At 69.7% G+C, this 13633-nt stretch carries 6 protein-coding genes; 5 read left to right on the forward strand and 1 reads right to left on the reverse strand.

What is annotated here, in order from left to right; translation table 11 throughout:
* Positions 1–263: 263 nt before the first annotated feature.
* The 5 genes from VFY73_RS04160 (at position 264) to VFY73_RS04180 (ending at position 11827) form a co-directional block, all read left to right on the forward strand.
* Positions 264–7631, forward strand: a complete 7368-nt coding sequence (locus VFY73_RS04160; protein ID WP_329716653.1) for a tetratricopeptide repeat protein — start codon at positions 264–266, stop codon at positions 7629–7631.
* Positions 7632–7669: 38 nt separating this feature from the next.
* Positions 7670–8119, forward strand: a complete 450-nt coding sequence (gene rfaE2, locus VFY73_RS04165) for a D-glycero-beta-D-manno-heptose 1-phosphate adenylyltransferase (protein WP_329716702.1) — start codon at positions 7670–7672, stop codon at positions 8117–8119.
* A gap of 135 nt (positions 8120–8254) precedes the next feature.
* Complete coding sequence (locus tag VFY73_RS04170) at positions 8255–9511, forward strand: glycoside hydrolase family 16 protein (RefSeq protein ID WP_329716654.1); 1257 nt, start codon at positions 8255–8257, stop codon at positions 9509–9511.
* A 490-nt stretch (positions 9512–10001) separates the two neighbouring features.
* On the forward strand, positions 10002–11081 hold the full coding sequence (gene ada, locus VFY73_RS04175; protein WP_329716655.1) for a bifunctional DNA-binding transcriptional regulator/O6-methylguanine-DNA methyltransferase Ada: 1080 nt from the start codon (positions 10002–10004) through the stop codon (positions 11079–11081).
* Complete coding sequence (locus VFY73_RS04180) at positions 11078–11827, forward strand: 2OG-Fe(II) oxygenase (protein WP_329716656.1); 750 nt, start codon at positions 11078–11080, stop codon at positions 11825–11827. The genes ada and VFY73_RS04180 overlap by 4 nt, the downstream gene beginning before the upstream one ends.
* Positions 11828–12239: 412 nt before the next feature.
* Here the strand turns inward: VFY73_RS04180 and VFY73_RS04185 are convergent, their stop codons facing one another.
* On the reverse strand, positions 12240–13628 hold the full coding sequence (locus VFY73_RS04185) for a Kelch repeat-containing protein (protein ID WP_329716657.1): 1389 nt from the start codon (positions 13626–13628) through the stop codon (positions 12240–12242).
* Positions 13629–13633: the final 5 nt, after the last annotated feature.

Genomic DNA, 13633 nt, shown 5'->3' on the forward strand with positions numbered 1-13633 from the left:
AGCCCCCACGGCCCTCCGGGGCCGAGGCCTTGCAGCCCCGAGAGGGCTCGCGCAGCGGACCGGCAAAGCCGGATCCGAGCACGCCACTTGATGGCGGCGGCGCTGCGCACGCCTTGGGCTGAATGGGGAGGGTTGGCGGCGCTGCAATGACATGCGATGCCGCCGCCCTCCGTTCGCCTCGAGCTTGTCGGACGAAATAGCGCCCCTCTCCGGCATCTTTTCCCCCGTTGCACTTCGAACCGGCCCCCTACCCTTGGTGGGATATGGAGCTGCTCGCCCCCCCTTCCGCCCTGCCCGTACCAACCCCGCCCGCGCCGCCCACCGGCGAGGTGCTGGACCTGCTGCGCCAGGCCGTCACCGCCTTTCGCGCCGGCCAGCCGCAGGTGATGGCCGAAGCCTGCCTGGCAGCACTGAAACTGTCACCGGCTCAACCGGAGGCCTTGCAGCTGATGGGCGTGGCCCAGCATCTGCTCGGCCGGCACGAGGCCGCGCTGCAATGGCTGGACAAGGCGGCCGAGCACAAGCCCGACGCCGCCGACCTGCACGTTAACCGCGGCGAGGTGCTGCGCACGCTGACGCGCTGGCCCGAGGCCGAGGCGGCGCTGCGGCGTGCGCTCGAGCTGCTGCCCGAGAACGTCGAAGCGCTGAACAACCTGGGCCTGGTGTTGCAGGCCCGCGGCCGTCATGCCGAGGCCGACGCCGCGTACCAGCAGGCGCTGGCCCTGCGCCCCGGCCATGTCGAGGCGTTGAACAACCTCGGTACGCTGCACCAGGAGTTGCGCCGCCCGATCGAGGCCGAGGCCTGCTACCGCGGCGTGCTGGCCGAGCAGCCGAACCACGTCAACGCCCTGAACAACCTGGGCACGTTGCTGAAAGAGTACGGCCGCTGCGATGACGCTGTCGCGCTGTACCGGCGGGTTCTCGAGATCGATCCGACCTTCCACCGCAGCTGGAACAGCCTGGGCCAGCTGGCCAAGGAACGCGGCGACTACGACGAGGCGATGCGCTGCTACCAACGCTCGCTCGAGCTGTCACCGGGCAACGCCGACACGCTTTACAACATCGCGCTCGCCGACCTGTTGTTCGGCCATCTGCAACGTGGTTTCGCCGGCTACGAAGTGCGCTACCACGCCCGCTCGCAGAACAAGAGCGCGCCGCGCCCGCCGGCGCTCGGCTGCCCGATGTGGCTGGGCGAGCCCTTGCACGGCAAGCACATCGCGCTGGTGCGCGAGCAGGGCCTGGGCGACCAGCTGCAGTTCTGCCGCTACGCAACGATGCTGCGCGACGCCGGCGCCGAGGTCACCCTGATCGTCGACGGCCCGCTGGTCGAGTTGTGCAAGAGCCTGGACGGCCCGACGCGGGTGATCGCGCCGGGGCAGATGCACAACCACCGCTACGACTACTGGGCGTTCCTGCTGAGCCTGCCGCACCGGCTGGCCACCACGGCAGGCCGCATCCCGGCGGTCGTGCCTTACCTGCGCGCCCCGGCGAACAAGATCGCAGCCTGGCGCGCCCGGCTGGCCAAGCCGCCCGGCGTGCGCGCCACGGTGGGGTTGGTCTGGGGCGGCAACAAGGACCATGCGAACAACCGCAACCGTTCGGCCCGGCTCGAGACGCTGGCGCCACTGCTCGATCTGCCCGGCCTGCGCTTCGTCAGCCTGCAAAAAGGCGAGCCGGTCGAAGAGCTGCGCGGCTCGCGCTGGCAAGGCCAGGTGCTGGACCTGGACGCCGAGCTCAACGACTACACCGACACTGCGGCCGCGATGGCCGGCATCGACCTGTTGATCTCGGTCGACACCTCGGTCGTCCACCTGGCCGGTGCGCTGAACAAGCCCTGCTGGGTGCTGACGGCCCACGGGCCCGACTGGCGCTGGCTGCGCGAAGGCGAAAGAACCGATTGGTACCCGAGCCTGCGCCTGTTGCGCCAAAGCGCGCCGCAAGACTGGGACGGCGTCGTCCAGACGATCCGCGGGCGCTTGGCCGATTGGTCACCGGCGCGCTCGGTGCAGGCCGCCAGCGACTTGCTGGGCCGTGCCATGGCTGCCCTGAATGCCAACCACGACGCACGCGCGGAAGCACTGTGCCGCGAAGCGCTGTTGGCCGATGCGCAGAGCATCGACGGCTGGCACCTGCTGGCGCTGGCGCTCAAGCGCCGCCACCGTTTCGCCGAGGCACTGACCGCCTTCGAACACGCCTTGACGCTGGTCCAGGAGCCGGCCTTTCGCGCGGTGATCCTCAGCAACTTCGGCAACACCCAGCAGGCGGCCGGGGACCTGGCCGCCGCGGTGGCCAGCTACCGCGAGTCGCTGGCGCTGGCGCCGAAACAATCCGGCGCCTGGTCGGCGCTCGGCCAGGCCTTGCTGGCCCAGGGCAAGCCGGCCGAGGCCGAAGCCGCCTGGCGCGACGGGTTGGCCAGCGGTTGCGAACCCGCAGGCTTGCTGAACCTGCTGGCCTCCGCGGCGCAGCGTCGAGGCGCAGCGACCGAAGCCGAGCAGCTGTTCCAGCAGTCGCTCTCGCACGACCGCAGCGCCCCGACCGAATACAACCTCGCCAACCTGTACAACGACGCCGGCCGTCCGGCCGATGCGATCGCGCACTACCGCGCAGCGTTGGCCATCGACCCGCACTACAGCCTGGCGCAGACCTCACTGCTGCGCGCCCTGCAGGCGGCCTGTGACTTCGACGGCGCGCGAGACGCCGCCGCGCAGGTGCTGGCCGCGGTCGACGCCGGCGGCGAGGACCCGCTGGCCGGCCCCGCGCAGCCGGTGTTCCCGTTTGCCTACCTCGCGCTGCCGGCCACGCGGACGCAGCAGCGCCGTTGCGCCCGCCAGTGGGTCGCCCGCCAGTACGCGGCACAGCTCGCGCGCGCATCGCAGATGCGCTACGCCCCCTTGCCGGCGCGGGCCCCGGCCGACCGGCGCCTTCGCATCGGTTACCTCTCTTCTGACCTGCACGCCCACGCCACGGCCTACCTGATGGCCGAGGTGTTCGAGCGCCACGACCGTTCGCGGGTCGAGGTCTTTGCCTACAGCTGCGGCCCGAACGACGGCAGTGCGATGCGCGAGCGCCTCGTGCGCGCCGTCGACCATTTCATCGACTGCGCCATGCTCGGCCTCGAAGACCTGGCGCACCGCATCCACGCCGACGGCATCGACGTCCTGATCGACCTGAAGGGCTACACGCGCGACACCCGCAGCGGCGTCCTGGCACTGCGGCCGGCACCGGTGCAGGTCAACTTCCTCGGCTACCCGGGCACGCTGGGCGCCGACTTCGCCGACTACGTGATCGGCGACCCCATCGTCACGCCGCTGGACCATGGCGCCGACTACGACGAGCGCATCGCCCAGCTGCCGCACTGCTACCAACCGAACGACCGGCAACGCGCCGTGGCCGTGAAGCCTCTGCGCCACGAGGCCGGCCTGCCAGACGACAAGATCGTGCTGGCCTGCTTCAACTACAGCTACAAGATCACCGAGCCGGTGTTCGCCCGTTGGTGCGACGTGCTGCAACGCGCGCCGAACACCGTGCTGTGGCTGCTGCGCTCGAACCCGCTGGCCGAAACCAACCTGCGCTCGACCATGCAAGCGCGTGGCCTCGACCCGCAACGCCTGGTCTTCGCGCCCGAGAAACCGCTGGCCGAGCACCTGGCCCGTCTGCAACTGACCGACCTCGTGCTCGACACCGAGCCCTACAACGCCCACACCACCTGCAGCGACGCGCTGTGGGTCGGCGTGCCGGTGCTGACGCGCACCGGCGACACCTTCGCCTCGCGTGTCGCGACCAGCCTTCTGCATGCCGCGGGTGTGCCCGAGCTGGCCACGACCAGCGCCGAGGCCTATGTCGAACTCGCCGCGGCGCTGGCCCATGACCCGGCGCGCCTGCAAGCACTGAAGCAGCGTCTGGTCGGCCAGCGCCTGACGATGCCGCTGTTCGACAGCGCGAGCTGGACGCGTGATCTCGAGAACCTGTACGACCGCATGGCCTGGCGCCAGCGCCAAGGGCTGAAGCCTGCGGCCCTACGCGCGATGACAGCCTGGCCCACGACGTCGATCGAGCGTGCGTTCGCGCTCTACCAGGCTGGTGCCGAGGCCGAAGCCCTTTCCTACGCCGAAGCCGCGCTGCGGGACGAGCCCGACCGCGCCGATGGTTGGACCTTGCTCGGCATCCTCTTCAAGCGCCAGGGCCAGCTCGACCTGGCCGAAGGGGCCTACCTGCGTGCGACTCAGCTGCAGCCCGGCTACGCCGACGCCTGGAACAACCTGGGCAACCTGCGACGTGACCGCGAAGACAAGACCGGCGCCCTGGCCGCCTACCGCGAGGCCGTGCGCCTGAACCCGGACAACGCCGAGACCCTCCACAACCTCGGTGTCGCGCTCGAGCACTTCGGCGATTGGGACGATGCGCTCGCCGCGTTCGATGCCACCGTGCAGCGCGAGCCGCAACACGTCGACGGTCATTGGAACCGCGCGCTCGCGCTTCTGCTGCACGGCCAGTTCCAGCAAGGTTTCACCGACTACGAATGGCGCTTCGCGCGCCGCCAACCCGAGCCGCGTGACTGCCCGCAACCGGTGTGGGACGGCGCGCCGCTGAAGGGCCGCACCGTGCTGATCTGGGCCGAGCAAGGCTTTGGCGATGCGCTGCAGTTTCTGCGCTTCGTGCCAGAGGTCAAGCGCCGCGGCGGCCGCGTCGTGCTCGAGGTGCTCGGCGAGATGATGGGCCTGGCCGCGCGCATTCCCGGCGTCGACGCAGTCACGCAGCGTGGGCTGCCGCCGCAGGCCATCCCGGCGTTCGACTGCCATGTCGCTCTGATGAGCCTGCCGCATGTGCTGGGTACCAGCGACGGGGCCATGCCGACCCTCGTGCCCTACGTGCATACCGACGCATCGCGCTGCACGCACTGGCGCCAACGTCTGGTCGATCATGGCTGGCAACGCGAGCGCGAGCTGGCGGTCGGCTGGGTTTGGGCCGGTAACCCGAACGTCAAGAACGATGCGCAGCGCTCGCCGCGCTTCGCTCCGTTTGCGCCGTGGCTTCGCCTGCCTGGCCTGCGCTGGTTCGTGCTGCAAAAAGGCGATGGCCAACGGGATCTGGCAGGGCAAGACCTGCCTGGCCACTTCGTCAACCTCGACGCCGAGATCCACAGCTTCGACGACACCGCCGCGGTGGTCGCCGAGTTGGACTTGGTGATCACCTCCGACACCTCGGTCGCCCACCTGGCTGGCGCGATGGGCAAGCCGGTGTTCGTGACGCTGCCGTACCACCGCGACTGGCGCTGGGGCCTCGACGCCGAGCGCAGCCATTGGTACCCGAGCGCACGCCTGTTCCGCCAGGCCACGCGCGGCGATTGGACGCCGGTGCGCAACGGGGTGGCGTCGGCCCTGGGCCAGATGGTGCGCCAAAGGCTGCCCCGGCCCCAGGCCTCGCCGACCGATGCCGACGGCTGGCTGCAGCGCGCCTTCGCCGCCTACCAGTCGCCCGCCTTCAATGCGCCGCGCGCTGAAGCCGACGTGGTCGCCGCACTGCAACGGGCCCCACGGCGCGCCGATGCATGGGCGCTGCTCGGCGCGATCCAGCGCCGCGTTGGCGCCGATGGCCGTGCCGCGGAAGCCTATCGGCGTGCGATCGACGTCGACCCCAGCTACACCGATGCATGGCGCAACCTGGCCAACCTGCACAAAGCCCGCGGCGAGTTCGCGCTGGCCGAGCCGCTGTATGCCGAAGCATTGCGCCGCCAGCCGGACGATGCGCTCGCGCTGTCGCAGCAGTCCGACCTGTGGCGCCTGCAAGGCCGGGCGGTCGATGCCGTTCAGGCCGCGCAAGCCGCACTCACCTTGCGGCCCGACCTCGCCGAAGCCGCGCTCCATCTGGGCAACGCCAGCCTGGACACCGACGACACCGAGGCCGCGTTGGCGGCTTACGAACGCAGCCTGCTCCTGCAGCCCACCAGCCTCGAAGCGCGCTTCAACCTCGGCATCGCGTTGCAGCGCACCGAGCGATCGGCCGAAGCAGTGCAACACTTCGAAGCCGTGCTGGCCGGCCAGCCGACACACACCCGTGCACGCTACAGCCTGGGACTGGCGTTGCAGGCGCTGCAACGGTACGACGCGGCGCAAGCGCACTACGAGACGCTGCTGGCGGCCGCGCCCGAGCACTTCGCGGCGCGTTTCAACCTCGCGTCGATCCACCTCGCGCGCGGCGCGCATGCGAAGGCGTTGGACGAACTCGAACAGTGCCAGCACCTGCAGCCCAGCCACCTCGGCGTGCAGCTGCAGATCGTGCACCTGCGCCAGCAGTTGTGCGACTGGGCGAACCTGCCCGACGAGACGGCGCTTCGCGCGCTCGTTCGGCAGCTGAGCGACGAGCCTGCCACTGAAACGCCCGTCTTCGACGCGCCCTCGCCGTTCGCGGTGCTGTCGTTGCCGTTGCTCCTGAGCGATTCAGACATCGCGCCGATCGCCGCCCGTCACGCCGCGCACATCGCGCAGCGCGTGGGCGCGCCACTGCCGCCGCGCGCTGCGGTCGAGCGACCACGATTGCGCCTGGCCTATGCCTCGGCCGACTTCCACAACCACGCGACGATGCACCTGATGCGTGGTGTCTTCGCGCGCCACGACCGAGCGCGATACGAGCTGAGCGCCTGGTCCTTCGGGCCCGACGATGCCAGCGACTACCGCCGTGGCCTGAAGCGCGACGTCGACCAATTCCACGATGTCGCCCAACTGAGCGATCGTGCGCTGGCCGACGCATTGCGAGCGGCCGAGATCGACATCCTGATCGATCTGAAAGGCTACACCCGCGATGCACGCCCCGGCGTGTTCGCGCTGCGCCCGGCACCGTTGCAGCTGACCTGGCTCGGTTACCCCGGCGCCTCGGCCGCGACCTGGTTCGATGCGACGATCGGTGACGCCACCGTCACGCCGCTGTCTGCGCAGCCAGCTTTCGTCGAGCCGATCGTGAACCTGCCACACAGCTACCAGTGCACCGACGACGCACAGCGCGTCGCGTCGACGGGCCTGACACGCGCCGACTGCGGCTTGCCCGACCACGCGGTCGTGCTGGCCTGCTTCTGCACCCACTACAAGCTCGACGCCGACACCTTCGCGCTGTGGATGCGGCTGCTGGCCCGCGAACCGCGCGCCCTGCTGTGGCTGGTCGATGGCCCCCTGGAGACGCGGCAGCGTCTGTACGCCGCCGCCGAAGCCGCCGGCATCGCACGCGACCGGTTGGTCTTCGCGCCGATCTGGTCGAAGCCACGCCACCTCGAACGTCTGGCCCTGGCCGACCTGGTGCTCGACACCCGCTTCTACAACGGCCACACCACCGTCAGCGACGCCTTGTGGGCCGGCGTGCCGGTGCTCAGCGTGCTGGGCACCGCCTTCGCCGGCCGCGTCGGCGCCAGCCTGCTGCGCGCAGCCGGCCTGCCCGAAGGCGTGACGACCACGGTGGCCGAGCACGAGGCGCTGGCCAGCCGACTCATCGCGCACGCCCATGAACGCCACGCCTTGCGCCAGCGCCTGCGCGAAGCGCGCGGCCGCTCGCGGTTGTTCGACACGCAGGGCTTCGTGAGCGACTTCGAGGCGGCGATCGAGCGCTTGTGGCAGGCCAAGCTCGCGCGACAATCCGCAGGGTGAGCACACCCACTTTCGACCGCTTCGACCCCGCCCGCAAGCTGCTGAGCCTGGAACAGGCGGTGGCCGAACACGGCGGCCGAGCCGGCACCGTGTTCACCAACGGCGTGTTCGACGTGCTGCACCGCGGCCATGTGGCCTACCTGGCGGCCGCCCGCACGCTGGGCGATCGGCTCATCGTCGGCGTCAACAGCGACGCCTCGGCCCGCCGCCTGGGCAAGGGCCCGGACCGTCCGTTGAACCGCGAACTCGACCGCGCCTACCTGCTGGCCGGGCTCGAGAGCGTGGATGCGGTGCTGTTGTTCGAGGAAGACACTCCGCTCGCGGTCCTGGCGCAGTTGAAGCCAGCGGTCTACGTCAAAGGCGGCGACTACGACATGGCCCAGCTCGCCGAGACACCGCTGGTGCAAAGTTGGGGTGGCCGCTCGCTCGCGCTGCCCTTCGTCGACGGCTATTCGACGACAGCGCTGGTCCGTCGCATCCGCGGCTGACCGCCTCCGAAGGGGGCCGGCTGCGCCCGGCAGCGGCTTGTCACCCCCGCGTTACCCCCTCGCGCCCATCGCAGCGCCGAGGCGTTCTGACAATGAACCGGTCATCACCGATTCATTGTCAGAGGAGCGCACAAGATGAACAACCGATCCATGTCCGGCCTGCGGCGCTGGGCAGTGGCGTGCCTGGCGGCGTGGTCCGCAACGTTGGCCCTGCCCGTCCAGGGCATGCCCGACACCCCCGTCAAAACCGACGAGACACTGGCCGACTGGACGAAGTGCGCCATCGAAGGCGGTGTCTGCCGCTTCACCGGCACGCACCAGGTTCGCTTCGGCCGGGCCGGCCACTTCTTCTACCGCAACGCCACCGACTCGATTGCCTGCAACAGCGCCCAGTTCGGCGATCCGTTGCCCGGCACCAGCAAGGTGTGCCAGGTGTCGCCCGGCGCGCCACCGCCGGAGGAGCCGTGGGTCCAGTGCGCGGCCGAGCATGGGGTCTGCAGTTTCGCCGGCGAGCGGCGGGTGCGCTACGGGCTGGATGGGCGCTACGCCTACCAGAGGCTCACCGGCCCGGTCGCCTGCAACAACGAGCAGTTCGGCGATCCCTATCCGGGGGCCAACAAGCTTTGCAAGATCAAGTCGACCACGACGAGCGACGGCCCTTACGGCCAGAACCCGGACGACTACGTGCTCAGCTTCCACGACGAGTTCGACGGCGACAAGCTCGACGCCGCGGTCTGGAATGAAGCCATCTGGTACGACACGCCCAACCCCACGAAGAACTTCGCCGTCGAGAACGGCTCGCTGAAGATCTGGCCCCAGCGCGATGCCAACGGCCAGTTCTTCAACCGCACCATCGACACCGACGGCAAGTTCTACCAGACCTATGGCTACTTCGAGATCGACGCCAAGCTGCCGGTCGGCAAGGGCACCTGGCCCGGCTTCTGGATCTTCAACCACATCGGCGACCGCCGCCCAGAGATGGACATCATGGAAGCCTACGCCGGCGGCGCGCCGCCATGGGGTTTCGAGGTCGACGGCATCCCCCACCCGCAGGCCTATGCGCCGACGGTCTGGCTCGGCGACTACGAAGGCCACCTGATCGGCACGCGCCAGTTCGACACCCACATGGACCTGTCTGCCGACTTCCACAAGTACGGCGTCAAGTGGGAGCCGAACAGGCAGACCTACTACTTCGACGGCCAACCAGTGATGACGCTCGATGTCGCGATGGGCGACCCGATGTACGTGCTGCTGGACCTGTGGTTCGGCAGCGCCTCGGGCCAGCCCGACGACACGACCCCGACCGGGCGCGGCAACTCGTTCGAGATCCGCTACGTGCGGGCCTGGGACTTCAAGGCCCAGTCGGCACCACACGGCGAAGCATCACGGTGATGCGGGTGACCGGGTCGCGTCCCCGCTTCATCCGCCGTGCCCTCGGCGCCGGTGCGGCGCCCGTGCTGGCCACCGGCGTCGACGCTACGCCGGTCGGCTACGTCAACGTGAAGGATCCGCCGTACCGCGCCAAGGGCGACGGCGTCGCCGACGACACCGCCGCCATCCAGGCGGCGAGTCGGCAGCAACACGCCGTCGCACGATGTGCGGGTGCTGTCCAATCGCTTGCTGCATTGCGGCAGCGTCGGCGGCATCGGCCTGGTCGCGTTCACCGTCGACGAGCTGTTGCTGAAGGGCAACCGCTTCGAACGCGGGGCATCAGTGCACGCCGGCGATGAACAGCTTCAGCGGCAACGAACTGAACGGGCTGCCGAGCTACTTTCAATACGGCTGACCGCGGCGACGCGAATTCGACCGCAAGACGCGGAGTGCCACCTTGTGCCAGCATGTCTAAGCTGCCTGCATCGAACTTTGCGATGCGAGGCACGACATGAACATGAGCACCAAGAGCGAACTGCGCGCCGCCGCCACCGTGGCCGACCCACGTTGGGTCGCGGTCGCGTCACGCGACAGCCGAGCCGATGGCCGGTTTGTCTATTCGGTCCGCACGACAGGCGTCTACTGCCGGCCCAGTTGCCCGGCCCGCAGCGCCCGGCCGGAGAACGTGGCCTTCCACGCCAGCACCGCCGACGCCGAACGGGCCGGCTTTCGCCCCTGCCGACGCTGCAAGCCTGACCAGGCAGGACCGGCCACACAACAGGCAGCCATGGTGGCCGAGCTGTGCCGCTACATCGATCAGGCCGAACGACCACCGCGGCTGGAAGACTTGGCCGAGCGCGCCGGCCTGAGCACTTTCCACCTGCACCGCGTCTTCAAGGCCATCACCGGCCTGACGCCAAAGGCCTATGCCGACGCGCAGCGGGCGCAGCGCCTGCGGCGCGAGCTCGAAGCGGGCAGCTCGGTCACCGAAGCGATCTACGGTGCCGGCTACAACTCCGGCAGCCGCTTCTACGCGCAGGCCGACCAGGTGCTGGGCATGACGGCCTCGCGCTTTCGCGCCGGCGGGACGGACACCGACATTCGATTCGCGATCGGCCAGTGTTCCCTCGGTGCCATCCTGGTGGCCCGCAGCGAGCGCGGCGTCTGCGCGATCCTGCTGGGCGACGACCCGCAAGCGTTGGCGCGCGAGCTGCAAGACCGTTTCCCGAACGCGCAGCTGATCGGCGGGGACGTCGACTTCGAGCGGATGGTGGCGCAGGTGGTCGGTTTCATCGAGGCTCCGCAGTTGGGCCTGGACCTGCCGCTGGATGTGCGCGGCACGGCTTTTCAGCAGCGCGTATGGCAGGCACTGCGCGACATTCCGCCAGGTCGCACGCTCAGCTATGCCGAGGTAGCCGAGCGCATCGGCGCACCGACGGCTGTGCGTGCGGTGGCACAGGCCTGCGGCGCCAACGCGCTGGCGGTGGCCATCCCCTGCCACCGGGTCGTGCGCAGCGACGGGTCGCTGTCGGGCTACCGCTGGGGCGTCGAGCGCAAGCGCAGCCTGCTCGAACGCGAGGCGCAGGCATGAACGCGCCGGACCGTTCAGCGGCCTTGACGGTGGCCAGCCCTTTGGTCGACCGGATCGAGGCCATCGACCCACACGACCTGGCCGCGCAGCTCGATGCCCATGGCTGGGCTCGGATCGAGGGGTTGCTGGCCCGCACCGAGTGTGAGGCGCTGGCGAGGCTTTATCCAAGCAGTGAGCCGGTCTTCCGCAGCCGCGTGGTGATGGGCCGGCACGGCTTCGGGCGTGGCGAATACAAGTACTTCGCTTACCCGCTGCCGGAGCTGATCGCCACGATGCGCGAGGCGTTCTACGCCAAGCTCGCGCCCATCGCCAACCGCTGGCACGAAGCGCTCGGCCTGACCGAGCGTTTTCCGCCCGGGCATGAAGCGTTCATTGCACGCTGCCACGCAGCCGGCCAACGGCGGCCCACGCCACTGCTGCTGCAGTACGGCAGCGACGACTACAACTGCCTGCACCAGGATCTGTACGGCGACCTGGTGTTTCCGCTGCAGGTAGTGCTGCTGCTGTCGCGGCCGGGCGTCGACTTCGAAGGCGGCGAGTTCGTGATGACCGAGCAGCGGCCCCGCATGCAATCGCGGCCGATGGTGCTGCCGCTGCGCCAGGGTGATGCGGCGGTGATCGCCGTGAGCCAGCGGCCGGTGCAAGGCACGCGCGGCGTCTACCGGGTGAACCTGCGTCATGGCGTGAGCGCGCTGCGAACGGGCCACCGCCACACCGCCGGACTGGTGTTCCACGACGCCCTCTGAGCGCGGCCGAACACCAGGGCCTGTTAACACATAAATCGCGACCTCACCACCACGAGCTCCCTCATGGCCCACTCTCGCCGGGGCCTGCACACTGCCCTGCCGCACAAAAAAATAGGGCCACGATGGTTGCCCAAGGTGGCCCCGAGGAGGAGTGGTCTCTGATCAACGTTCGGCCCTCGCTGCGTGGGTCACACGCCCCTCAGGCCTCCCGCGGTTCGGTAAGAGCACGGCGCGTGCCATTCACCCTCGAAGTTCGGGTAAGCCCGGAGCAAAAGACGCTCCTGGCGCCCGCCGGGGCGGAAACCGGCTGGTTCACGGCTACAGCCTGCAACAACCAGGGCGGTTTTCCGCCCTGCCCCAGCCGCGGAAGTGCGGGAATCCGCACCTGACCGATCAGGCCGCCCCCTCCTTCTCAGTGGTACAGCTCGCTGCTCGACAAGTGGTCGTGCACGTCCGAGCCGGCGGTGATCAGCAGCTTGCCGTTGACGAGCAGGGTGGCCGCGTGGCCATAGCGCGGCCGCAGCATCGGCGCCCCGGCGGCCCACCGGCCGGTCGACGGGTCGAACAGCTCGACGCTGTCCAAGGTGTCGCCGCCGGTGCGCCCGCCGGCCACCAGCACCTTGCCCGTCGGCAGCAGCACCGCGGTGTGGTCCGCGCGGCCGTTCGCCAGTGGCGCAGTCACCGTCCAGCTGCCGGTGGCAGCGTCGTACAGCTCGGCGCCGTCGATCGACTCGCCGCCACCGGCCACGAGCACCTTGCCGCTGGGCAGCAGTGTGGCGGTGTGCAGGGCACGCTGCCGCGCCATGCGGCCGGTCGTGCTCCAGGAGCCGTTCGACGGGTCGAACAGTTCGCTGCTGTCGAGTGTGCGCATGCCCAGCGTGGCCTGGGTGCCGCCGCTGACCAGCACCTTGCCGTTCGGCAGCAGGACGGCCGTGTGGTCCCAGCGCGATTCGTGCATCGTCGGCAGGTCCTGCCACCTGCCGGTGGCGGGGTCGTACAGCTCCGCGCCGGCGAGGCTGCGGCCCAGCGTGTCGCGGCCGCCGGCCACCAGCACCTTGCCATTGGGCAGCGCGGTGGCGGTGTGGCCGGTGCGGGCGGTGTCCATCGGTTCGGTCGCGGTCCACAGGCCGGAGACGGGGTCGTACAGCTCGGCGCTGGACTCCATGAACTGCAGGCCCGAGGTCCATTCGATGCCGCCAGCGACCAACACCTTGCCATCGGGCAGGCGCGTGGCCGTGTGGCCAAAGCGCTGGATCAGCGGGTAGCCGGTCGGCGCGAAGCTGCCGTTGACCGGGTCGTAGCGTTCGGCCGGCGGCGTGTTCGTGGCCTGGTTGAAGCCGGCACTGACCAGCACCTGACCCTGCGTCAGCAACGTGGCGGTGTGGTTGACGCGGGACACGGCCATCGCGCCGGTGGCGGTGAATGACCCCGTGCCGCCGGCCAGGCCGCAGATGACGGTGACGTTGGAAACGTTGTTCGCCCCCATCGTCGCCACGCCATAGGTGGAGGTGCAGGGCTGCGCGATAGGACGGGTGGTGCCGAGCGCGACGCTGTAGACACGGCCTTCTTCGACCGGGTGGGCAAAGGTGAACCGACCGTCGGCACTCAGCGTCACACTGTCTTCGCCGCTGGTCAGCACGATCTGGTTGCCAGGCATCAGCCCGGTGACCGTACCGCCCACCGTGTGGGCCACCGTGCCCGGGCTGCCGCCGCAGCCGGCCAGCGCCACCGCGGCCATCACGGTCGCGGCGATCCACGCAGCCCGTGCGCATGCGCGCCGTGCCTTGTCGTCGTGTGTCATGTCGA

The sequence above is a fragment of the Ideonella sp. genome (genome assembly GCF_036277275.1).
In the GTDB taxonomy this organism is placed as follows: Bacteria; Pseudomonadota; Gammaproteobacteria; order Burkholderiales; family Burkholderiaceae_C; genus Ideonella.